Source organism: Yoonia sp. R2-816, assembly GCF_046762905.1.
Classification (GTDB): Bacteria; Pseudomonadota; Alphaproteobacteria; order Rhodobacterales; family Rhodobacteraceae; genus Yoonia.
In genome coordinates this window covers 60932-84085 of record NZ_JBKQXN010000316.1, presented here as the reverse complement: position 1 = coordinate 84085, position 23154 = coordinate 60932, and the positions used below count along the sequence as shown (strand labels likewise).

Genomic DNA, 23154 nt, shown 5'->3' with positions numbered 1-23154 from the left:
ACATGAATAGATCATCTTGGCTGCAACTGCCCATCAACAGGAGCGATCCCATGCAGCAGACAGTTCTAATTCTTGGTGCCAACGGCAAGATCGGCAGCCATGCCGCCGACGCGTTCTGGAACGCAGGCTGGGCCGTGCGTCACTTTGAACGCGGCACCGATATGGTCACGGCGGCCAAGGGTGCCGATGTCATCATCAATGGCCTGAACCCGCCCGCCTATCACAACTGGGCCGAAGCGATCCCGGCGATCACCGAACAGGTGATCGCTGCAGCCCAGGCCACCGGGGCGACTGTGATCATCCCCGGAAACATCTACAATTTCGGTGATCAACCCGGTGTTCTGGATGAAAACACCCCGCAAACCGCCCAAACGCGCAAAGGCCAGGTCCGGGTCGCGATGGAGGGCGCCTATAAAGCCTCTGGCGTGCAGACGATCATTCTGCGGGCAGGCAATTTCATCGACCCCAAAGGCAATGGCGATTACATGAGCCTGCTGGCCTTGCGCGAAATCGGCAAAGGCAAGGTAACAGCGGCGGGCGATCCGGATGCGCTGCAGGCCTATGCCTATATGCCCGACTGGGCGCAGGCGGCGCTGGCACTCGCCGAAAAGCGGCACGACCTGGCGCAGTTCGAAGACGTGCCCTTTCCCGGCCACGCCTTTACCACCAATCAGCTTCTGGCCGAACTGCAGGCCGTTTCGCCCCGCAGGCTGCGGCTGGCTCACTTTCCCTGGTGGCTGATGACCGCGCTGGCCCCGTTCTGGGAACTGGCCCGCGAAATGCGTGAAATGCGCTATCTTTACAGCATGCCGCATCAAATCGGATCGGCCAAATTCAACCGGCTGCTGCCGGGCTTTCGCCCCACCGGTCTGGATCAGGTCATGCGCACTGGCCTACCGGCTGATATCCACCCAGACCAGATGATGCGGTCCGGCGGCAAGACCATCGCTGCCGAGTAATCCAGCCCCCGGCGCGGGCCAATAGACACCCGCGTCGGCAACCCGCCAATCGGCAGATGGCAGCACATAGCTGACCCGCAGATTGCCTGGTCCACCCTCTTCGGGCCAGTCCGCGGTATCAAGCCCCGGCAACGGATCCTGCAGCCGGGGATCCGCGAGAAAATCTGCCATGGCGTCTGAAAACCCGTCGCCATCTGCCGGGTCAAGGTTTGCATTGCCCGCAATCACGAAACTGTCCGGCGCAGGACCAAATCCGCCATCCAGTACAACCTGCCAGAGCCGCAATTCATCCCGGTTGCGCAATCCGTTGCGGTCCTCTGGCCCGTCGAACACTGGCGGGGTCGCGGCAAAAGCCATCAGCGACAGCGGCCCATCGGGCAGGTCAACTGGCACGATCCAATGGCCTGATGTGGACAGGCGCTGCACCTCCAGCACCTCTGGCGGGTAGAACCCTTCGGGCAGCGTGGCACCCGGCAAATCCCGCCATAGCAGGCCCGAAAGATCCGTCGCCTCGCTCAGCGCGAAACGCGACAGGATCGCCATGCCCCCATCACCGGCAAAACGACCATAGCCGATAGCATCGCGCGGCTCACCCAGTCGCCCGTTGCGATCCAGATCCAGACCTGTGGCAAGACCGGTGTTCGGACGCAATGCAAAGCGATGCGGAAACAAATCACCAAACGTGTCGGCAAAGGCGTTCAGGGCAACGCCATCAAGATCATAATCGAAATCAGTCAGAACCAGTACATCCGGGGCGATATGGGCGATGACCGCCTGACTGGTCGCGATCTGGCTGTCCTCGGCCTTCAGAATATCACGCAGCAGCAGGCCCGGACCATCACGGCTGAGCGGGGTGGCATAGGTGGCAATCCGATAGGTGTCAGCGGCTGCCACTAGCGGCAGGCCGGTCAAAATCAGGCAGGCAATAACCGATCGGCCGCCGCCTTTTTTGAGGCCTTTTGGCGCTGCTGATGGATCATGCGGGCCACACGGGTCAGCGCAATCCCCCGCATCAGAATACCTGCAGGCAAAAATGCCCATGCTGTCACCGTCCAGATCATGGTGTGCGGATCGTCAAGGCGAATGGGTGCCCCCAGATAGCCCGAAAACTTCACCATCGCCGGCACCAAGAAGGGCAGCAGAAACCCTAAGATAATGTTAATCCAGCCATCCCGGCGCAGGCGTTTGACCACATCGCCACCCGATGTCGGGTCGAATGTTGGCAGGTTGATCCAGACGTTGAACGATCCGCCCCGCGGGGGCCATTGCTGCAGACGCAGCAGAATCATAAACCAGATGATCGACAACAGCGACAGCAGATAGCTGAACCCGGCTGCATCGCGCATTGTCTCGACATATTGTGGGGTGGCAGATGGCGGCATGATCGACACCATCAACCGGACCGGCGAATAGGGAAAATCAATCATCCGCCCGATCTGCGCCCCGCTCATCTGAAAAAACTCAGTCAGCGTCGACGGCGCTACATAACCCCGAAAGATAATCGACAGCGACAACACCGTGGCGAACAGGGCACAGAACCGGACCCGGTTAAACGGCGGTGCATCACGAAATTCGACAAGGCTTGGGCTACTGGCGCTATATTCCACCAGCGTGAAAAGGGCCGCAAAAATCGCGATGAGGACGATAACCTGCGTCCCGTCACTGGACCGCCCGGGGACAAGCGCCGCAGGAAGCCCGATCAATATCACGACGAGCACTGCGCGAACCAAAGCTCCTGGCAGTCGAAATAGCAATTTATCCCGTACCCTCATATGATCTACGCCGCGCGGCGGCGTGACCGATGTCCCGATTAGCATGCCGTCCCGACATGCGTCTTTCCTAAGGTGTAACCGTCACTAATTCTTTATGTCCCGACTATATTTTAAAACCCGCAATGCATTTGTCCAATGCTTTGCGTGTAACCTGTGGGGACAATGCAACTGATAAATGATAGATCAGCGATCCATCAGCAATGATCAGACCTTTAAGATACACGGATAAATGGCGCAAAGTGAAGGGTTATTTGCGCGACGTCACGCATCCGGCGCGTCAGCGCGCAAGACCAGGCGGCCTTGCGCGGATCGTATTACACCCAAGGACGGGCGGCGGTGGCCTGAGCCTCAAAGCTGTCGATGGCAGCCGCTTTTTCCATTGTCAGGCCGATGTCGTCCAGACCGTTCAGCAGGCAGTGCTTTTTGAAAGGATCAACATCAAACGCAAACACATCCCCATCGGATGACGTGATCGTCTGCGCCTCAAGATCAACCTCGATCCGGGCGTTCGACCCTTTTTCGGCGTCCTTCATCAGCACATCGACCTGTTCCTGCGGCAGGGCAATGGGCAGGATGCCGTTCTTGAAGCAGTTATTGTAGAAAATATCGGCATAGCTGGGCGCAATGACACAGGTGATCCCAAAATCGGCGATGGCCCATGGCGCATGTTCGCGCGACGACCCGCAACCGAAATTCTCACCGGCCACAAGGATCTGCGCACCGCGATATTGCGGCTTGTTCAGCACGAAATCCGGAATCTCGTTGCCATCATCATCGTAGCGCATTTCGTCGAACAGGTTCACCCCAAGGCCCGACCGCTTGATCGTCTTCAAGAACTGCTTGGGGATGATCATATCGGTGTCGATATTGACCAGCGGCAAGGGGGCGGCGATCCCGCTCAGCTTGGTGAACTTTTTCATTTGCGTCTCCGTTGAACCGGCCCTGTTGGGGGGGCGTGGCTGTTTCACCAGTCCTTAATCAACTTGATTGCATCTTTCCAGCCCTGCCCCTTCTTTGCATCGGCAATCGCTGCGTCCATGATGGCGTAATCGGCATTCTCATATGCATCCAGCGGCACAGGTCTGCTCAGCACAGGATTGATCCGCGCCATCCGGTGGCCCAACAGGCGGTCGGCGATGGACCCGGCGTTCTGCGCCGACAGATCCATCGTCATGACCAGCAGTGCTGTGGCGGGCGCACCCCTGCTCGATTTCCAAGGCCGCAACCACGACGTCACCCCCCAACCCAGCGGCTTGCCAATCGCCTTGGGAGAGATCCCCTGCGGGGTCAGACCCGTACCGAACGAGATGACCTCGATATCAGCCAGCGCTGACGCTTTGCCCGTACTCAGCGCCACTTCGATGGCATTCATCACCGGATTATTGGCAAATGTACCGCCATCGGCAAAATAGCCGCGCTTTCCAATCTGATGCGGTGGGAAATAGGTCGGCGCGGCAGACGTTGCCAGTGCGGCATCCGCAAGCAGGATATCACCATAATCATCGCCGGCGTTCAGGTTATTCAGGGTGACAGGCATCCAACCCGGCGGTTTGGACCCATCGTCAAGCAGTTGCGCCGTATTGACGGCAATCATCTTTTCCGTGGTGCCACCCAAGGTGGCTGTCTTGTCCGGCAGCAACTCGTCGATGACCTGGCGCAGGCCCGTCGCCACATATTCACATTCGAAAATCCCTGGCCCGGCCCGCAGACCCTCTGCCTCAACCGCCTGACGCATGGCCATATCGGTGGCATCGGCGCTGAAGAATGTATTTTCCTTGAAAATCGTCGCCGCCTTGGTGGCATAGACCGAAACGATGTCGTCAATCGGCACGCCCGCGCCCAGCGCAATCGATATCAACCCCCCGGTCGATGTGCCAGCAAACCCGTGCACCCCGTCCAGTAGCTTGCCATCGGTTTCGGTGTTCAGCGCCTTGATCAGCGAACTGGAAAGATAGCCGCGAATGCCGCCGCCATCGCAGGACAGAATACGAAATGTCATCGGAAAATCCCCATCTGAATGCATCAGGGTTAAGTCTAACAGCCGCATTCCGGTCTTGCCGGTGTCCCGGGACACAGACGGCAGCGCATCTTTGCCAATGCCACATTCAGGTCATGCTTTGATCACGAATCCCCGTTCTAGATGCTTACCACCACAGATTGACAACCGGACCAGATTTCATGCCCATTCTCATTGCAATCATCGCGGCCGCCACGGCCTTTTACTTTCTCGTCATCCGCGCCCGGAACGCGGCCAATATCGCAACCGACATGATGGATATGGCCAATGATGTGCGGCTGGCCGCCCGCCGGTTCGGCTTCAAACGGCAAACCAACCTGCACCCGGTCGAAAGCATCGAAGACCCCAACCTTGCCATCACCGCCATCGCGCTCAGCTTCCTGGAACTCAACGACCTGCCCACGCAGGACCAGCGCAACGCGATGATCGTGCAGGCGCAATCAACACTTGACATCTGCAAGACGGATGCCGAGGAAATGATGGTGCTGGGCCGATGGCTGATGAATGAATGCCACGGGGCCGACGGGGCGATCAGCCGGATCAGCCGCAAGCTCTACAAACTTGACGGCGCAAAAGGTTTTGATCCGCTGATGACGCTGGTCAAATCAGTCCTGCCCGAGGACGGGCTAAACGACAAACAGCGCGATGCGCTGGACGACATCAAACGGGCGTTCAAGATCAGGTAGGGCCCTACAAAAGCGGAAGGCCGTGCTGACCTAAGACCTTGTTCTGGCATTGCACGCGACCAGCCAACCTCTCCGCTTCGGTCGGGCCATTCTCAACCCAGCGCGGAGTTTCGTAGTAAATGCAAACATCCAGCGCCTTCGCCCTGATGCTACGGATCGCACAGGTCTCGTCATCCAGATCTTCCCGAGATTCAGGCGACCGGTCTGCGCATCGTCCGCGGTAGTAAGCCAAACGTTCGTCTGCTGTTGTTGACAGAAACCATGACTCGCCGCCAATGCGATCCGGATCAGGCACGTTGTCTCCACAATACCCCGTCGGATTGTGACAACCCAACACTGTAGAGCATGAGATTACGCCGAAACCCAGCAGAACAAATGAGAAGCTGATCCAGACCCATTTCATCGAATATCACCAAATGTGAGCGGCGCGCCGGTCACATCATCTCCCGCACATCCGTCAGCCGCCCGGTGATCGCCGCCGCCGCCGCCATCTGTGGCGACATCAGGTGGGTGCGTCCGCCCCGACCCTGACGGCCCTCGAAGTTGCGGTTGGATGTGGCCGCACAGCGCTCGCCGGGTGCCAATTGGTCGGGGTTCATCGCAAGGCACATCGAACAGCCCGCAAGGCGCCACTCAAACCCAGCCTCCTTGAAGATATCCGCCAGCCCTTCTTCCTCCGCCTGCGCGCGGACAAGGCCCGATCCGGGCACAACCATCGCCCGCAACCCGTCCTTCTTCTTCTTGCCCTTCAGGATCGCGGCAGCGGCGCGCAGATCCTCGATCCGGCCATTGGTGCAGGAGCCAATGAACACCGTGTCGATCTCAATCTCGGACAAGGGCGTGCCGGGCTTGAGGTCCATATAGTCCAGCGAACGCTGCGCGGCTCCCACCTTGCCGCCCTCGAAATCGTCGGCGGAGGGGACCGTGGCCGTGATCGGCAGTACATCTTCGGGCGATGTACCCCATGTCACCACTGGCGCGATATCCTCGCCCTTCAACGTGACCACCTTGTCGAAATGCGCGCCTTCATCAGTGTAAAGCGTGCGCCAATAGGCCTCTGCCGCTTCCCATGCGGCACCCTTGGGAGCATGTGGACGGCCCTTGCAGTATTCGAACGTCTTTTCGTCCGGGGCGATCAGACCGGCACGCGCGCCGCCTTCGATGGCCATGTTACAGACGGTCATGCGGCCTTCCATGGACAGATCGCGGATCGCCTCACCACAATATTCGATGACATATCCGGTGCCGCCGGCAGTACCGGTCGCCCCGATCACGGATAGGGTGATATCCTTGGCGGTGACACCGGGACGCAGCTTGCCCGTGATCTCGACCTTCATGTTCTTGGATTTCTTCTGGATCAGGGTCTGGGTGGCCAGCACATGCTCCACCTCTGACGTACCGATGCCATGGGCCAGCGCGCCAAAGGCACCGTGGGTCGCCGTATGGCTGTCACCACACACCACAGTCATGCCGGGCAGCGTCCAGCCTTGTTCGGGCCCAACGATATGAACGATCCCCTGACGGACGTCGGAAACGGGGTAATAGTGAATGCCAAATTCCTTGGCATTGGTATCCAGCGCGGCCACCTGAATGGCACTATCTTCGGTCATGTTCTTGGGATCATCACGCCCCGGCGTTGTCGGCACATTGTGGTCCGGCACGGCGATGGTCTTTTCCGGGGCACGCACCTTGCGACCCGCCAAGCGCAGACCCTCAAACGCCTGCGGGCTTGTCACCTCGTGCACCAGATGGCGGTCGATATAGAGCAGGCATGTGCCGTCTTCGGCTTCGTGGGCGACATGCGCGTCCCAGATTTTATCATAGAGCGTTTTGGGGGACATGGGTCCTCTCCCGTATCTGGTGTCAGTAAAAGGCAGGCGTGCGGAAACGGGGGCGGTCAGCCCCGGGCAAGGATTGTGCAGTTGGCACCGTAAAACCGCCATGGCAGGCGGGCGCGGTCATCCATGTCAAAAACCTGTTTCATAAGGGGTCAGATACATCGGCATCGCCTGTCCCGCAAGAGTGATCGGAAACGCAACATCATCCGTACCAATGAAAAGAGAGGATGCCATGATACGAACCGCAGCAGCGCTGACAGCCATGATCGCCGCGACCCCCGCCGTGGCCCAGGACAGCTATAACGGCTATGAAACGCCAGCATACACGGTGGTGGCGCAGGACGGACCTTATGAAATCCGCGAATACAGCCCCACCATTCTGGCCGAAGTGACAGTGAAATCCGAACGGTCACAGGCCTTGCGTCAGGGTTTCCGCGTGCTGGCGGGATATATCTTTGGTGGCAATACCAGCGCCGACAAGGTGGCAATGACCACGCCCGTGGCTCAGACGCCCGCCGAAAGCATCACCATGACAACGCCTGTGACCCAAACCGGTGAGTCGGGGTTGTGGACCGTCAGTTTCATGATGCCGCGGGAATACACGCTTGATAGCCTGCCGATCCCCGACAGCAACGCGATCCGGTTCACGCAAACACCGCCTGACACCCAGGTGGTCCTGCGGTTTTCCGGTTGGGCGACACAATCCAGACTGACGCAGCACGAGGCCGATTTACGCCGCTACGCGATACAGGCTGGCCTGTCAGTAAAGGAGCCCGTTCGCCACTATTACTACGACGACCCCATGACGCTGCCATGGAAACGGCGGAACGAAGTGGCGTTCAGTATCGAGTGATTTTGATCAGGCGGGCGGGCTGGTGTTGAGGAACCCAGGTAATGCGTTCTTTACGGTCTCTAACGTCGCTTCAGGATTGAACAAGGTGAAATCAGCCTCGGTCAGCACATCATCCGGCCCCGGCTCGGGGATATCGTTGTCCGTCAGCACAACCGCAAAATCGCTTTCGTCCAAACTCGCAATAGTGGCACCACGCAGAAACGCGCGGGACACTTCATAGTCAAAATCCGGATCGGTCGGATCGCCCATCGCATCCTCGAACCGGGCCTCAACCAGAACGCCGTCTTCACCGTCCAAACTGGTCTCTGTCAGTACAAAATCCACAGCGGGCGCTGTCGCCCCGTCAAGATCAGCGTCAATGGTCAGCACCAGTTTGTGCTGCGCAGGATTGAATTCGACAATCGTCGCCAGCGTATCCTGATCATCTTCCAGATTGGCGAAGGCAAAAAAGTTGGTGGGGCCTTCGTCGTCCTGCAGATCGGACTCACCGGTCACCAGGATCAACTCATCCAGTTCAGGGGTGCCCACTTCACCCGGCGGTGCACTGTTCACACCGCCTACAGCCAGGCTCAGGCCCTTCGGATTATCCGGCGTGCTGTTATCGCTGTCATCACCCCACATGAACAGCGTATCCTCGCCCCCCTGACCGCGAATGATGTCCAGCGTCTCAGTCGCATTCACCAGTTCATTGTCGATCAGGCGCGCATTAAAACCGCTTTTGATGACGTCGGTGCCACGGCCGCCCAGAATGGTGTCCGAACCATAACCGCCATCGATCATATCATCACCCGCGCCGCCCTCAATCCGGTCATTGCCGTTATCACCATTGATAATATCGTTGCCTGCGCGGCCTTGGATGACATCGCGACCTTCGCCGCCATTCACCGTATCATTACCCAACCCGGCATTGACGAAATCATTGCCGCCACCGGCATTAATAATATCGTCACCCGCCAGCGCAAAAATGCTATCCGCACCCTCTGTGCCGTTGATCGGTTCGCCTTCGGGACTGCCATCAATCCGGTTGGCCTCGTCGTCATCATCGTCCCCACCCAGAAATGGCACGGCAAGGGCCAAACCGAGGCCGAGAAGCAAAAGAATGGAAAGATCCATGATGGCTGATCCAGTACAAATATCCGTTAAGAGTTTGTAAACCTTTCATCGCAGCCGCGACAAGGCTTGCAAAAGGACAGCGTTAATTGCGCATCTCAACTGTGCGTTCGGTGCCATCCCAATGGTCGCGAACGGAAACAAAGCCCAGCCTTTCGTAGAATGGTATCCCAGCGATGGACGACCGGACGGTAAATCGGGCAATCCCGCTTTCGGCGGCCTTGGCGACCACATGCGCATAAAGCCGCGCACCAATGCCAAGGCGCTGCATGCGCGCATCCACAAAGAAGGTTTTGACCGCCGCCGTCTGACCATCCTCATCCAGATCAAGACTGGCCGTCCCCACAACCCTGTCGCCCTGTAACGCCACAAAGGTTGCGTGCCGGTTGCCAAGCATGGTTTTCACACCCTCCACACTGAAATGGCCGGCAACACGGGCGACATTCTCGGCCCCATAATCGGCAAGGTTAGAGGCATAAAGCACCGCAATGACAAGTTCTGACAGGGCAGGCGCATCCGCCATGACTGCAGGGCGCACCGTAATTTCCTCAGCCATTTCAGCACCTCACCTGTTTGCGGCAACTTGCCTGCCCGGTCCGGCCCGTGCAACACTTGTCCAAACAGCCACCACTGCAGGACCCCCATGTCGCGTCACGTCAATATGAAAGGCCCCGATGACGCGATCACCGAAATGGTGCCGGAAGAGGCGCTTGAACAGGCGCTGACCATTGGCACCGATCTTTATGATCAGGCCCAGGTCTTTATCAGCAGCATGTTCCGGACCTGGAACCTTTATCAGATCCTGATTGCCATTGGCCTGTTCATTCTGGCCCATTTGATGCGCAAGGTTCTGGGCCCGCGTATTCGCGCCTGGATGGGCGCACGGCATGACTGGCCCAAATGGCGCATGCGTATCCTTGTGGTGGTTCACCAACGACTACGGGCGATCTTCTTTGTCGGGCTGATCTGGGCCACGATCTACATCATGCGCGAGGTCACATGGCCCAGCCGCAGCTATCTGCTCAGTATCATCGGGACGCTGGCCTTTGCCTGGCTGGTCATCGCCTTCCTGACGCGCCTGATCAAAAGCCCGTTTTTGCGAAAAATGGTGCGCTACGGGGCGTGGACTTATGCCACATTGGTCATCCTCGGACTGCTGGATCAGGCGGAACAACTGCTCGACGCGGCCGGTTTCCAGATCGGTGAAATCCGGTTCTCGCTGCTGCTACTCGCGCAGGCGCTTGTGGTTCTGGGGGCCACGATCACGCTGGCCCGGTTCCTGACGACAACCACAGCCGGGCGGGTGCGCACCAACGAAGACATCAGCCCGTCCATGCAGGTGCTGATTATCAAAGGTGTGCAGATCGCCTTTTATGGGGCCGCCTTCTTTGTCGGGGTCCGGGCGCTCGGGATCGACCTGACCGGCCTTGCGGTGCTGTCCGGTGCCATCGGTGTGGGCCTTGGTTTTGGTCTGCAAAAGGTGGTGTCAAACCTCGTCTCAGGCGTCATCATCCTGCTCGACAAATCGATCAAACCCGGCGACGTCATCAGCCTCGGCGACACGTTCGGCTGGATCAATTCGCTGGGCGCGCGTTACGTTTCCGTCGTCACCCGTGACGGGCGCGAATACCTGATCCCGAACGAAGACCTGATCACTGGTCAGGTCGTCAACTGGTCCCATTCCAACGATTTCGTCCGGCTCGACATCCATTTCGGTACATCCTACGCGGACAACCCGCATCAGGTGCGCCGGATCGCGATCGAGGCCGCGCAAAGCGTCGACCGGGTCCTGAAAAACCGGCCCACCGTCTGCCATATCGTGGGCTTCGGGGACAGTTCGGTCGATTATATCCTGCGGTTCTGGATCAGCGACCCGACCGGCGGGCTGACCAACATTCGGGGGAATGTGTTTCTGGCGCTCTGGGATGCGTTCGCCGAAAACGATATCTCGATCCCCTTCCCTCAGCGCGAGGTCAAGCTGCTGGACAGCGAAACGGTCAATATCGCTATGGATGGCAGCAGGCCAAATCTGCAAAAGGGTGCTGCGGAATAAACCGGCACTTGCGTGCAGGACGGGCCCGCAGGCTCCGGAAACCACGAGGCGGGACTGTGCATCAAATCAAAAAGCGGGAAACATCTGTTCTTTCCTGACAGGAACTGGCAGCAGCCCCTGCTACTTCGCTGTCAGACCCAAGCAACAGGAGAACTCCAATGATCACCCTCTACTACTCACCACAATCCCGTTCGACCAGCGTTCTCAGCCTGTTGCGCCTTATGGGAAAGGAAACGGAGGTAAAGATTGAAACGGTCCATATCCAGCGTCAGAGCGGCGCCGGAAAAATAGACCCGCGCAACCCACACCCCGATGGCAAGGTCCCTGTACTTGAGGTTGATGGTCAAGTGATCAGGGAACGGGCCGCGATCATGCTGTGGCTGACGGACCATTTTGACAGCGATCTTGGGCGCGGTATCTCATCGCCGGGCCGTGGCGCTTACCTGTCCTGGCTCTTTTACTACGGCAATGTCATGGAACCGCTGCTGTATCTGGGCTTTCTCGAAATGGCCGACAACCCACTGGTCAAAAGCTGGTGCCGCGACAGTGCCACCATGTATTCAACAATCGAAGCCGCCCTCGCCCGCCATGATTTTTTGATTGATGATCAGTTTTCGGCAGCCGATCTGCTGATGGTATCACCATTCTCCTGGCTGCCCGATGCCATTCCAGACAGCAAACCGATCCGTGACTGGATCGCCCGCTGCGAGGCCGCACAGGATATGGTATTTATTGCCGAGACGGAAAATGCCGCCATGAAAGAACTTGGGCTGCCAACCGGCGACGAACCAGCAACTTAGTGGCAGAACCCCAGGTCATGACCAACGTCGCATAGGGCGAATCCCTTTGCCCGTGCGAAACTATCCTCTCAATGAGTGGGAGGAACGACTTTGCTTGATACGACAACAAACGATCACGTCACCACATTCCTGAACGATTTCGGCGGTGCTCTGGAGGCTGGCGATATCGACGCCGCCGTCGCCATGTTCGTGGATGACTGTTACTGGCGCGATCTGGTCAGCTTCACCTGGAACATCAAAACCATGGAAGGACCCGATCAGGTCCGCGACATGCTGAACGCCCAACTGGCCAGCACCAAACCATCCAACTGGCAAATCGCCGAAAGTGAAACCGCGACCGAGGATGGGGGCATCACAACCGCTTGGATCACGTTCGAAACCGGCGTCGCCCGCGGCTATGGCCTGCTGCGCCTGCGCGACGGCAAAATCTGGACCCTGCTCACCACGATGTCCGAACTGAAAGGGCACGAGGAACCGCTGGGTCACGAACGCCCGCTTGGGGCCAAGCATGGTGCAGGCAAGCACCGGCTGACCTGGGCGGAAGAGATCGCAAAGGAACGCGCCGAACTCGGCTATAAAACCCAACCCTACACCGTCATCATCGGCGGCGGGCAAGGCGGCATTGCACTGGGTGCCCGGCTGCGGCAGTTGGGCGTGCCCACCATCATCGTGGAAAAGAACGACAAACCCGGCGATAGCTGGCGCAAGCGGTACAAATCGCTCTGCCTGCATGACCCGGTCTGGTACGACCACCTGCCCTACCTGCCGTTCCCGCCCAACTGGCCGGTTTTCGCGCCCAAGGACAAGATCGGCGACTGGCTGGAAATGTATACCAAGATCATGGAGCTGAATTACTGGACCCGCTCCATCGTCACCAACGCCAAATATGACAAGGCGGCAAAGGAATGGACCGTCACCGTGGACCGGGACGGCGAAACCGTCACGCTGAAACCGAAACAACTGGTCTTTGCCACCGGCATGTCCGGCAAGGCAAACGTGCCGGATTTCCCCGGCATGGACACGTTCAAGGGTGATCAGCACCATTCCAGCCAGCACCCCGGCCCTGACAAATACAAAGGCAAGAAAGCGGTCGTCATCGGCTCCAACAACTCCGCCCACGACATCTGTGCGGCGCTCTGGGAAAACGATGTGGACGTCACCATGGTGCAGCGGTCCACCACCCATATCGTCCGATCCGAACCGCTGATGGAAATCGGCCTCGGCGATCTTTATTCGGAACGGGCCGTCGCCGCCGGGGTCACCACGCAAAAGGCCGACCTGATCTTCGCCTCCCTGCCTTACGCGATCCTGCACGACTTCCAGATCCCCGTGTATGACAAGATCAAGGAGGTGGACGCCGATTTCTACGCCGCCCTTGAAAAGGCCGGGTTCCAGCTTGATTGGGGCGCCGATGGCTCCGGCCTCTTCATGAAATACCTGCGCCGCGGGTCGGGCTATTACATCGATGTGGGCGCCAGCCAGTTGATCATCGACGGCAAGATCAAGCTGAAGGCGGGGCAAGTCACCGAAATCGTGCCTGACGGCGTGATGCTCGATGACGGCACCAAGCTTGAGGCTGACCTGATCGTCTACGCCACCGGCTATGGCTCGATGAACGGCTGGGTCACCGACATCATCGATCAGGACACGGCGGACAAGGTCGGCAAGGTCTGGGGGCTGGGCTCAGACACACCCAAGGACCCCGGCCCATGGGAAGGCGAACAGCGCAACATGTGGAAACCCACCCAGGTCGAAAACCTCTGGTTCCACGGCGGCAACCTGCACCAGTCGCGGCACTATTCGCAGTTCCTGTCGCTGCAACTCAAGGCCCGCATGGAAGGGATCGACACACCCGTCTACGGGCTGCAAGAGGTGCATCACAACGGGCGGTAGGCGCAGGGCGGGCAAGAGCCCGCCCTTACCAACCCCACAAAAACTCCACAGGAACTCAACATCCCTTCCCGCGCACAGATGTTAGGGTGTGCGGCGTGGGAATGCACATTTTGCTGCACCGCATTTGAAAAAGTTCATTTTGAAAGGAAACGAAGATGCAAAATTCCGATTTCGTGTGGTTGAACTTCGACACAGAATTCGTGTCAGCCAACCAAGAGGCAACACGGACCTTTGTCATTGATGAAGAGCCCAGCGCGGCCAGCCAAAGCGGTTCGCGCATCAGCGCCGAAGGCTACCTTGTTATACAAGCCCAGGATGTCGGCAATTCCTCGACAGACGAAGGGGATGAGATCACCCACCGGATCCTGATCAACGACAAGCATCTGCCGTCCTTCGACATGGTCGACCGCGAAGGCTGGAACCTGTGGATGGATCGCATCCCGCGCGATTTCCTCAAGAAGGGGATCAACACACTGACCATCCGCAGGCGGGCAGTTGACCGGTTCCGTGTGGCCAATGTCGTCGTGCATTGGCGCGAAGGACAGCCTGCCAACTGATCCAGGCCCGGGCGCTGATATCCTCCCAAATCAGCGCCCGTCCAGACCAGCGCGCAGCAGGGTGACGGCGGTGTCGTAACGATCACGGGCTTTCGGGTCCGCTATTGGAAAATACCGGGCATAGAACTCCGGATCGAAGCCGGGATAGCGTTCCAATAGGTCTTCATAAGTAATCACCGCCGCCGCAATCTGCCCCAGCATGACCTGCGACAAACAGCGATAAATCATGGCAGAGACCCGTTGCGGCCCCGTTTTTGAGGCCGCAACACTTTGCGCATATTCACCAAAGTAAAAACGCAGGCGGGCCTCGACAAAGCGATACCAGCCCGGCGGGGCATGATTGATCGCATGGGCGCGGTCAAAAAACTGGCGCGCGGTTTTGAAACGGCCCTGCAGGACGCATAATGCAGTGGCCACGCAAATGCTGGCATCAGCATCTGATCCGCAACTGTTCTCGGCCTGAGCCAACGCCTCAAGCCCGCCGGCCAGATCGCCTTCACGCGCGCGCTGAAGTGCCATGAACGACAGCGTGACAGGATCACGCGGGTTCAGCACATAAGCGCGATCCATCGCCTCTGCGGATCTTTTCAGAATATCGGGGTCCTTGCCTGCAAAGACGTCAAACGACCACTGCAGCATGATCGACTTCATCACCCAGCACCGTGCAAACCCGGGGTCCAGCGCCAGTGACTGATCCAGATGATCTAGAGCACGGGTCACGCTCGCCTCGTCAAAGTTCAACTCCAGATCGCAACCGCAGATAAAATGCTCAAAGGCGGTCAAGTGCCCACGGCGCTTACGTGCAATCAGCCGAAAGGCCGCTACATGCAGTTCCCCGTGCCAACCCGCCAGCGCATGAACAACCTTGTGGACCAGATCCTGCAGCTCCGCCTGATCGGTGCCGGTCACGTCAAATCGCTGCGCCCAGACATGACGACCGGTTTCGCCCTCAACCAGAAAATAGGTGACATGGGGCTGACATCCGGCCACGGCCATCCGGCTTTCCAGCAGATAGCCCACCCCAAGCTTGCGGGCCGTCGCGGCAGGATCAGCAGGCAGGTCAGAGGCAAAAGAGGCATGGCGCGACACCACATCAATCGGCCCGCTATTGGCCAGCGACGCCACAATCGCATCTGACAACGCCTCGGCGATCAGAGTTAATGCCGGATCATCGCCAGCAACAATCGGAGGCAAAACGCCAATCGTAGATCGGTCCAGATCAGTGCTGGGGGCGCCCGGTTCCTGCGCGAATGACACCTCGCCAGCAAGCTTAAAACCCTTCCCGCGCACGGTTTCTATATAGCGGGGCTGACGGGCGTCATCGCCAAGCGCCGTGCGCAAATCAAAGACATACTCCCGCACAAGATCTTCTGTCACATGCAAGCCGGGCCAGACGTCTGCCAGAATATCCTGCTTGCTGACAACCTTACCTTTCTTGTGCAAAAGGCAACGCAGGACAGCCGCCGCCTTGGGGGTGATATGGGTCACCACATCATCCGAAATGATCCTGTTTTCAGGCTCGTCAAAAAACCACTTCTGCAAATGCCTGCCCCCTTCATTTGTCTAATGGACGCAACGGGAATGGGCTAAAATAATGAGCTGCAGCACATCACGGCTGCGACGTTTTCAGTACATCAACTAAGGGAAAAAGTCACCCTCACGGGATCAGAATACCACTGCGTTGAAACGTCGCCGCATCCGTGGTCCCGTCATCGTAATCAATCTCGACCGTCACGCTTTGCACGGTTTCAGGCGCGAACGTCACCCAGATCGGAAACGCCACCGGGTCGGTCAGCGCGGCGGGTTGGGCCGTATCTTCATAACACGGCTCCATCTCCACCACCTGATCGGCAGGCGCGCCGTTGACGCCATAGCGGATTTCCCACAAGCCACAACGCCAGGACAAAAGACTGGTGAAATAAAGCAGATCCTGCCCTTCATAAAGCCGGACCGCGACCCAACTGCCCTTGGTGGCGTCCAGAATAGGGCGGACCTCAGTTGCATTCAGAAACTTGCCGGTTGGTTCCTGCGGCTCTGGAGTGCGTGTGTCGGTGGCAGGCGCCGGCTGCGGTTCTTCAATCGCCTCTGGCGCGGCCTCCGCCGCAGGTGCGTCAACGACAGGAGCCATGGGCGTCGCGCGCGCAGCAGAGTCCGATCCGCCCGGTGTTCCACCAACCAGCACAATGAAAAAGATGACAACAAGTTCCAGCATGATATCGCCTTTCCAAATCGGCGGTCGGGGTCAGCCAACCATATCAAAACGTTAATGGCGTCTTCATACGTCCACCGCGCGCTGCCTTAAACCGGCAATTTGGGCGAAAAGGGTCCGACGCAAGTCCGACGTTTTGCCGACGCGATGCCGATAGGTCAAAATCGTGAAAACCCCCGCATTAACTGGTGATTCGCAAAAAAGGCCGCGCAAGGGTGTTGCGCGGCCCCGAACATAGCACCGAACGTTGCGTCAGCCCCGGTTCATCCGGTTCTCGATCAGGTCATCGACCACCGACGGATCAGCCAGGGTCGAGGTATCACCCAGCGCCCCGTAATCATCCTCGGCGATCTTGCGCAAGATCCGCCGCATGATCTTGCCCGATCGTGTTTTCGGCAGGCCCGGCGCCCACTGGATCAGATCAGGCTTGGCAATCGGCCCGATCTCGGCCCGGACCCAGGTCTCCAACTCCTTGCGCAGGTCATCCGAGGGCTCTTGCCCGGTCATCAGGGTCACATAGGCATAGATGCCTTGCCCCTTGACCGGATGCGGATAGCCGACCACAGCCGCCTCAGCGACCTTGCCATGGGCGACCAGCGCGCTTTCCACCTCGGCCGTGCCCATCCGGTGACCGGACACGTTGATCACATCGTCCACACGGCCCGTGATCCAGTAATAGCCATCGGCGTCACGTTTGCAGCCGTCACCGGTGAAATAGTAATTCTTGTAGTCGGCGAAATAAGTCTTTTCGAACCGCTCATGATCACCCCAGACCGTGCGCATCTGGGCGGGCCAGCTATCCTTGATGCACAACACGCCCTCGGCCGCCGTGTCGTGGATTTCCTCACCCGTGGTCGGTTCCAGAATGACCGGCTGAATGCCAAAGAACGGCAGTGTCGCCGACCCCGGCTTGGTCGCTGTGGCCCCCGGCAGTGGGGTCAGCAGATGCCCCCCCGTTTCGGTCTGCCACCATGTATCGACGATAGGCACTTTGCCTTTGCCCACGACATTATTGTACCAGTTCCACGCTTCGGGGTTGATCGGCTCACCCACGGTGCCCAGCACCTTCAGATCAGAAAGGTCATATTTCTCAACAAAATCATTGCCCTGCCCCATCAGCGCACGAATGGCAGTCGGGGCGGTGTAGAATTGGTTAACCTTATGCTTTTCGCAAACCTGCCAGAACCGACCCGCATCGGGATAGGTCGGCACCCCTTCGAACATCAGCGTGGTCGCCCCGTTGGCCAGTGGGCCATAGACGATATAGCTGTGTCCGGTCACCCAGCCCACATCAGCCGTACACCAGAAGACATCACCATCATGATAGTCGAACGTGTACTGATGGGTCATCGACGCATAGACGATGTAACCCCCGGTGCTATGCACCACGCCCTTGGGCATGCCGGTCGAGCCTGACGTATAAAGTATGAACAGCGGGTCCTCGGCGTTCATCTCTTCCGGCGGACAATCGGCGCTGACCTGTTCTTCCATCTCGTGCAGCCAGTAGTCGTCTTCGCCGCGCCACGCGATCTGCTGCCCGGTGCGGCGGACGCACAGGCATTTGACGTCATGCATCACGTTGATCAGCGCCTGATTGACACTGTCCTTGAGGTTCGTCACCCGGCCACCCCGCGGCGCACCATCGGCAGTAATGACAACCTTGGCATTTGAGCCGCTGATCCGCGCGGCCAAAGCGTCGGCAGAAAACCCTGCAAAAACAATGGAATGGATGGCGCCGATCCGGGCGCAGGCTAGCATGGCATAGGCGGCCTCCGGGATCATCGGCATGTATAGGACGACGCGATCACCCTTTTTGACGCCCAGTTCCTTCAGGCTGTTGGCCATGCGGCAGGTCTTGTCATGCAACATCTTGTAAGTGATGTGCTGGGCGTCATCATCGGCGCTATCGGGTTCCCAGATAATCGCGGTCTGATCGTCACGATCCGCCAGATGCCGGTCAATGCAGTTGGCACTGACATTCAGCGTGCCATCCTCGAACCATTTGATGTCGATATTGCCGGGGGCGAAGCTGGTGTTCTTGACCTTGGTAAACGGCTTGATCCAGTCGACGCGCTTGCCATGTTCGGCCCAGAACGCCTCAGGATCATTGATCGAGGCCGCGTACATCGCTTCATACTTCGCCTTATCCGCATGGGCGCCTGCGGCCATTTCGGCGGATGGCGGATAGGTTCCGGCTGGTTGATCGGTCATAGCGGTCTCCCCCTCATTCATGTCGTTCGGGCCGCGCAAGTGCGTCGGCCTCCTCCATCGCTTATCATGGGCAGATTGCAGCGGAATCCAAGTCGGCTAAAAGTGTCAGGCCAGAGTTTGTCAATCCTGGCGCGTCAGGGTCGGTGGTCCCGTCAACGAATTGACACCCCTTTCCTTTCGGTTTGCGGCCCGCTTAGATCGCCAGATGGACGCAATCCTGATCCTCGGTGCTGCTGTCTGGCAGGACGGCCCGTCACCCACATTGCGGCGGCGCACGGCCCATGCTGCGCGCCTGTGGCATGCAGGCCGCGCGCCGTTGATCATCCCCTGTGGTGGATTGGGCCGGCATCCGCCCAGCGAAGCGGCCGTGATGCAACAGCTTTTGATCGACGCCGATATACCCGCATCTGCAATCCGGCCCGAGGACCAATCGACGACAACGCTGGAAAACATACGCAACGCCAAACAGCTTCTGCCCGGTCCGCGGATCATCATCGTCACCGATCACTATCACGGCCGGCGCGCCCTGATGGTGGCGCGGCACCTGCAATTGCAGGCCGAACTTTCCGCACCAAAGACGCCCCATATCCCCCTGAAACAACATCTACGCGAGGCGCTGGCCCGCCCCGCCTACGCCCTGAAACTGCGCCGCCTGCCGCGCGACGGTTAACACATCTTAACCTGTAATTAACTCATCCAGCAGAAAGATGGTCCCCGTTCAAACGGATGAGTTCATGCGGGTTTTTCTGGTTTCAGTGTGGCTGACGATGGTGGCAAACATGGCCCATTCCGGGGCGTGGGCCCGCGAAGAAGGGCAGTTTTTCATCGCCTCTGCCAGCAATGTCACCCTGTTCGAAGACATCGATGACCCGATGTATTACGATCCCACGTTCTATGCCGAATATGGGCTGACACCGCTTGTCACGCTGGGTGCGGAATACTTCACAACCGAACGGGACACGGTCCAGACCGGGTTCGTTTTTGCCCGCATCCCGCTGGGGGATACAACGGGGACGGACCGCTTTGCCGCCAGTCTGGCCTTTGGGGCGGAAATCCTGCCGTTCGAAGACCCCACACCGCTGGTGCGCGGCGGCCTGTCCTGGGGCCGCGGTCTGGAAAATGGCTGGCTGGCGGTCGACACCAGCGCCACCTACAACCGCACGACGGAATTGTTCATTCCCAAGGCTGATTTCACCTGGGGGCATAAACTGACGGATCGCTGGACGGTTATGTTCCAACTCCAGACCGGCAGGACCAAGGATGATGCGGACTACAGAAAGATCGAAACCGCTGTGGTTTTCAGTGTCATGGATGGCATGCGCATCACATTTGGCGCGATCCAGCCGCTGAACGGGGATGATCCGGGTGCCTTGCGTGTCGGGCTATGGCAGACGTTCTAAAGCCCGCCAACCTCGCGCAAAAGGCGGATGACCTCATCCACCCCGTCGCCATGGCGCAGACTGGCGAATACGACCGGCAGGTCACCACGCATCCGCGCCGCATCCCGCGCCATCACATCCAGCGACGCACCCACATGCGGGGCCAGATCGGTTTTGTTGATCACCAGAATATCGGACCGGGTGATCGCCGGGCCGCCTTTGCGCGGGATCTCTTCGCCCGCAGCCACGTCGATGACATAGACGGTGACATCGGCCAGTTCCGGGCTGAACGTGGCCGACAGATTGTCGCCCCCGCTTTCGATCAGCACCAATTCCAGATCGTCATGCCGCCCACGCATCTCGGCCACAGCGGCCAGATTGATCGACGCATCCTCGCGGATCGCCGTATGCGGGCAACCCCCGGTTTCGACGCCCATCACCCGGTCGGCTGGCAGGATCTGCATACGCATCAACGCCTCTGCGTCCTCTTGCGTGTAGATATCGTTGGTGATGACCCCAAGGCTGACCTGTTCCTTCAGCGCGCGTGCAAGGGCAGCGGTCAGCGTGGTTTTCCCGGCCCCGACAGGCCCGCCAATTCCCACACGCAATGGTCCGTTCGGTGACATTGATCAGCTTCCCAGATTAAGAATGATGAACGCGATGCCAAGGGCCAGGCAGAGCGGGCCATAGACGCGGCGGTCCAACGTGGCAAAGGGTTCCTCCGGCGTCATCAGGCGCCATTTCTTCAGATAGGCCAGCGCGCCGCGGGCCAGAAATACCGCCGTTGCCCCCATGAACAAGACGGTACGCAGGCTGCCCTGCGGCAGGAACAGAACCGCCGCAGCCAGCAGGCTCAGCCCGCCAGCCACCAGAAAACACGGGATCGGCCCCGGCATCCGCGTGACACCGCGCGCGCCGACCACCGCCTTCGCCAGCGACTCTTCGTTCCGGATCGGCACCCAGACGCCAAAGCCCCACAGCGCATGAACCAAGGCCACGCCAAGCAGCACGATCACAATGAAGCTGGACAGGATCATGACCTGAAAATCCGCGGATAATGTGTTTCATGCTGCATTGAAGCGATATCGACAGCAAAGGCCGCACTGCCAATATCGTCAAGCGTCGCGGTCAATGCCTCTGCCCCCGTTTCAATGCACACCGGTGACAGACCCGCCAGAATACGCTGCCCCTCGGTCTGGCCCAGCGGCATCAGACGGGTCGCGGCCTGCACCAGATTGCTGACAAAGGCCTGAAGCCAGAGTTGCACAACAGGCCGCGCGTCGAGCCCGATCAAACCAGCAGCCCGGCCAACTGCAACCGGGTAAGCCATATCAGGCAGATCAAGGCCCCAGCCCGCACGGGTCGTTGCCGCAAAGGCCGCGCCTTGCTGCAAGGTTTCTTCTCGCCGTTCGCGCGATGGGGCAAGGGCAGCAGCGAGCTCTGCGACCTCTGTCACATCCTCTGCCCCATGTGCGACACACAGCAGGATAGCATCAGACCGGCCTGCCCCATGGGTTAATACAGCACTTAGCCAGTCGGCTAAGCTTGCGGAATCTGTGACATCCCCGCGACTTACGGCGCGTTCCAAACCATGTGACCATGCAAAGGCGCCGACAGGATAGGATGGCGACAGCCATTGCGTCAGGGTCAGAAGATGATCGTCAAGCATGGGAATGACTGTGATCATGACCCATGGTGCGGCCATGGCCATAGGCCCCGCCTTCGGGGGTGAAGGGACCGTCGAAATCACTCACCGTGGCACCCAATTGTTCCAGCATGGCTCGCATGACCTTTTCACGCTGCACGACAAGCGCATCAGGCTCGATGGCACATGGCGCGTGCCGATTGCCGACATGCCAGGCCAACCGCACCAGATCACCAGTGACCCTCATCAGCGGCTCGTCCGCTGCGGCCACGCCGATGAGCCGGCCATCCTCCAATGCAAACGCATCCCCGGCATTCACGGATGTGGTTTGTGGCAGGTCCACCAGAAACCCCTCGCCCTCTGCCGTCTGCAGCCGTTTGCGACGCAGCATGCGGGCATCATAGGTCAGCCGCACCGTGGCCGATGTTTCAACATCGGTCCCGCTGACAATCTGATGGGCAATCGCGGTCATCCGGTCAGTTCCTGATGGTCTTGATGTCGGCAACAGGATAAATATCAGCTTCCGTCATTTCATCGTCGAAATAGGAATGCAGCACGCTGATCCCCAGTTCGGGCAGATAATGCACAACTTCCTGATGGTCATAATCGTCACTAGTATGCGAAAAGGTGCCTGGGATCATTGCATAGCTGCACTTGCCATATGTGACAGTGGCGCGATCGCCCCAATCAATTACGATGTTCTCGGGGTATAACCCGCCACCATCGCGAACGGTCGTGCCAAACTTCATCTGCGTGTTGGAGTCGGGAAGTGGCATGTCACCGGCGGCCATCCTAAAGGCAAAGACCGCCTGAGTGTAAGGATCAATCGATCCATCGATGACATCCGCAACCTCAAGCACGTAAATCCCCTGCCCCAGCAAAGTGCGCGCGACATAGCCATCGGTGTAGGTGCTTATCGTCTCGACCACGCCGGGACGCAGGGCGCGGTAGTCATCCGTTGTGCCGTCCGCCTGCACCAGACGGATGCCGCTGGCCAGATCCGCACCCACCGGGCAGGACGCAATGGCCGGTGTCGCAATAACGCAAGCCAAAAAAAGTCTGATCATCATGCTGGGGCCCCCGCACTTCTGCTCCGGCCCTCAGATTACGCCACCATGCGCCTGTTGCAATGACTTATCAGTGACTTGATCGGTCACATGTCATTGCAATTG

The 23154-nt window shown here is 58.9% G+C and carries 24 protein-coding genes; 9 read left to right on the top strand and 15 right to left on the bottom strand.

Features of this window, described 5'->3' with window-relative positions; genetic code table 11:
- The first annotated feature begins 50 nt into the window (after positions 1 to 50).
- Entirely contained in the window at positions 51 to 959 is a 909-nt protein-coding gene (locus ACFWW2_RS21480) for an epimerase (RefSeq protein WP_393931680.1), read from the top strand.
- Here ACFWW2_RS21480 and ACFWW2_RS21475 read toward each other — a convergent pair.
- The 4 genes from ACFWW2_RS21475 to ACFWW2_RS21460 form a co-directional block, all read right to left on the bottom strand.
- Complete coding sequence (locus ACFWW2_RS21475; RefSeq protein WP_393931678.1) at positions 894 to 1853, bottom strand: endonuclease/exonuclease/phosphatase family protein; 960 nt, start codon at positions 1851 to 1853, stop codon at positions 894 to 896. The genes ACFWW2_RS21480 and ACFWW2_RS21475 overlap by 66 nt on opposite strands.
- A 20-nt stretch (positions 1854 to 1873) precedes the next feature.
- On the bottom strand, positions 1874 to 2677 hold the full coding sequence (locus ACFWW2_RS21470; protein ID WP_393931676.1) for a hypothetical protein: 804 nt from the start codon (positions 2675 to 2677) through the stop codon (positions 1874 to 1876).
- 368 nt (positions 2678 to 3045) lie between these two features.
- Positions 3046 to 3651 carry a 3-isopropylmalate dehydratase small subunit gene (leuD, locus tag ACFWW2_RS21465; protein WP_393931674.1) on the bottom strand — a complete coding sequence of 202 codons (606 nt, stop codon included), beginning with the start codon at positions 3649 to 3651 and terminating at the stop codon, positions 3046 to 3048.
- Between the two features lie 44 nt (positions 3652 to 3695).
- Positions 3696 to 4730, bottom strand: coding sequence for a patatin-like phospholipase family protein (locus ACFWW2_RS21460; protein ID WP_393931672.1), 1035 nt, complete (start codon positions 4728 to 4730; stop codon positions 3696 to 3698).
- 179 nt (positions 4731 to 4909) lie between these two features.
- Between ACFWW2_RS21460 and ACFWW2_RS21455 the strand changes: the two genes are divergently transcribed.
- Positions 4910 to 5434, top strand: coding sequence for a hypothetical protein (locus ACFWW2_RS21455; protein WP_393931670.1), 525 nt, complete (start codon positions 4910 to 4912; stop codon positions 5432 to 5434).
- A 434-nt stretch (positions 5435 to 5868) separates the two neighbouring features.
- Here the strand turns inward: ACFWW2_RS21455 and leuC are convergent, their stop codons facing one another.
- A complete protein-coding gene (gene leuC / locus ACFWW2_RS21450; RefSeq protein WP_393931668.1) occupies positions 5869 to 7275 on the bottom strand; it encodes a 3-isopropylmalate dehydratase large subunit in 1407 nt (468 codons plus the stop codon).
- Positions 7276 to 7504: 229 nt separating this feature from the next.
- On the opposite strand from leuC, the gene ACFWW2_RS21445 reads away from it, so the two are divergent.
- Positions 7505 to 8125: an SOUL family heme-binding protein gene (locus tag ACFWW2_RS21445; RefSeq protein ID WP_393931666.1), complete on the top strand. Its 621-nt coding sequence runs from the start codon at positions 7505 to 7507 to the stop codon at positions 8123 to 8125.
- A gap of 6 nt (positions 8126 to 8131) precedes the next feature.
- On the opposite strand, the gene ACFWW2_RS21440 is transcribed toward ACFWW2_RS21445, so the two are convergent.
- Both ACFWW2_RS21440 and ACFWW2_RS21435 read right to left on the bottom strand, forming a co-directional pair.
- Positions 8132 to 9238, bottom strand: a complete 1107-nt coding sequence (locus tag ACFWW2_RS21440; protein WP_393931664.1) for a calcium-binding protein — start codon at positions 9236 to 9238, stop codon at positions 8132 to 8134.
- Between the two features lie 82 nt (positions 9239 to 9320).
- Positions 9321 to 9791, bottom strand: a complete 471-nt coding sequence (locus ACFWW2_RS21435; protein WP_393931662.1) for a GNAT family N-acetyltransferase — start codon at positions 9789 to 9791, stop codon at positions 9321 to 9323.
- A gap of 87 nt (positions 9792 to 9878) precedes the next feature.
- Here ACFWW2_RS21435 and ACFWW2_RS21430 point away from each other — a divergent pair, with 87 nt between their 5' ends.
- The 4 genes from ACFWW2_RS21430 (at position 9879) to ACFWW2_RS21415 (ending at position 14538) form a co-directional block, all read left to right on the top strand.
- Positions 9879 to 11288 carry a mechanosensitive ion channel family protein gene (locus tag ACFWW2_RS21430; protein WP_393931660.1) on the top strand — a complete coding sequence of 470 codons (1410 nt, stop codon included), beginning with the start codon at positions 9879 to 9881 and terminating at the stop codon, positions 11286 to 11288.
- A gap of 158 nt (positions 11289 to 11446) precedes the next feature.
- Positions 11447 to 12088: a glutathione S-transferase family protein gene (locus ACFWW2_RS21425; RefSeq protein WP_393931658.1), complete on the top strand. Its 642-nt coding sequence runs from the start codon at positions 11447 to 11449 to the stop codon at positions 12086 to 12088.
- Positions 12089 to 12178: 90 nt separating this feature from the next.
- The gene (locus ACFWW2_RS21420; RefSeq protein ID WP_393931656.1) at positions 12179 to 13981 is read left to right on the top strand and encodes an NAD(P)/FAD-dependent oxidoreductase; all 1803 of its coding nucleotides are present in this window, start codon (positions 12179 to 12181) and stop codon (positions 13979 to 13981) included.
- Between the two features lie 155 nt (positions 13982 to 14136).
- On the top strand, positions 14137 to 14538 hold the full coding sequence (locus ACFWW2_RS21415; protein WP_393931654.1) for a hypothetical protein: 402 nt from the start codon (positions 14137 to 14139) through the stop codon (positions 14536 to 14538).
- Between the two features lie 30 nt (positions 14539 to 14568).
- Here ACFWW2_RS21415 and ACFWW2_RS21410 read toward each other — a convergent pair whose 3' ends face one another.
- The 3 genes from ACFWW2_RS21410 to acs form a co-directional block, all read right to left on the bottom strand.
- Positions 14569 to 16080 carry a winged helix-turn-helix domain-containing tetratricopeptide repeat protein gene (locus ACFWW2_RS21410; protein ID WP_393931652.1) on the bottom strand — a complete coding sequence of 504 codons (1512 nt, stop codon included), beginning with the start codon at positions 16078 to 16080 and terminating at the stop codon, positions 14569 to 14571.
- Between the two features lie 115 nt (positions 16081 to 16195).
- Entirely contained in the window at positions 16196 to 16750 is a 555-nt protein-coding gene (locus ACFWW2_RS21405) for a hypothetical protein (protein ID WP_393931650.1), read from the bottom strand.
- 249 nt (positions 16751 to 16999) lie between these two features.
- Positions 17000 to 18958 carry an acetate--CoA ligase gene (gene acs, locus ACFWW2_RS21400; protein ID WP_393931648.1) on the bottom strand — a complete coding sequence of 653 codons (1959 nt, stop codon included), beginning with the start codon at positions 18956 to 18958 and terminating at the stop codon, positions 17000 to 17002.
- Positions 18959 to 19163: 205 nt separating this feature from the next.
- On the opposite strand from acs, the gene ACFWW2_RS21395 reads away from it, so the two are divergent.
- Both ACFWW2_RS21395 and ACFWW2_RS21390 read left to right on the top strand, forming a co-directional pair.
- Positions 19164 to 19628, top strand: a complete 465-nt coding sequence (locus ACFWW2_RS21395; RefSeq protein WP_393931646.1) for a YdcF family protein — start codon at positions 19164 to 19166, stop codon at positions 19626 to 19628.
- 64 nt (positions 19629 to 19692) lie between these two features.
- Positions 19693 to 20358: a hypothetical protein gene (locus ACFWW2_RS21390; protein ID WP_393931644.1), complete on the top strand. Its 666-nt coding sequence runs from the start codon at positions 19693 to 19695 to the stop codon at positions 20356 to 20358.
- On the opposite strand, the gene ureG is transcribed toward ACFWW2_RS21390, so the two are convergent.
- From ureG to ACFWW2_RS21365, 5 genes are read right to left on the bottom strand one after another with little or no spacing between them, the layout of a single operon-like run.
- Positions 20355 to 20963, bottom strand: coding sequence for an urease accessory protein UreG (ureG, locus tag ACFWW2_RS21385; protein ID WP_393931642.1), 609 nt, complete (start codon positions 20961 to 20963; stop codon positions 20355 to 20357). The genes ACFWW2_RS21390 and ureG overlap by 4 nt on opposite strands.
- 3 nt (positions 20964 to 20966) lie before the next feature.
- Entirely contained in the window at positions 20967 to 21374 is a 408-nt protein-coding gene (locus ACFWW2_RS21380) for a DUF3995 domain-containing protein (RefSeq protein ID WP_393931640.1), read from the bottom strand.
- Positions 21371 to 22006, bottom strand: a complete 636-nt coding sequence (locus ACFWW2_RS21375) for an urease accessory protein UreF (protein WP_393931638.1) — start codon at positions 22004 to 22006, stop codon at positions 21371 to 21373. Before ACFWW2_RS21375 ends, ACFWW2_RS21380 begins: the two co-directional genes overlap by 4 nt.
- On the bottom strand, positions 21999 to 22454 hold the full coding sequence (locus ACFWW2_RS21370) for an urease accessory protein UreE (protein ID WP_393931636.1): 456 nt from the start codon (positions 22452 to 22454) through the stop codon (positions 21999 to 22001). The genes ACFWW2_RS21375 and ACFWW2_RS21370 overlap by 8 nt, the downstream gene beginning before the upstream one ends.
- 4 nt (positions 22455 to 22458) lie before the next feature.
- Positions 22459 to 23052, bottom strand: a complete 594-nt coding sequence (locus ACFWW2_RS21365; protein ID WP_393931634.1) for a hypothetical protein — start codon at positions 23050 to 23052, stop codon at positions 22459 to 22461.
- Positions 23053 to 23154: the final 102 nt, after the last annotated feature.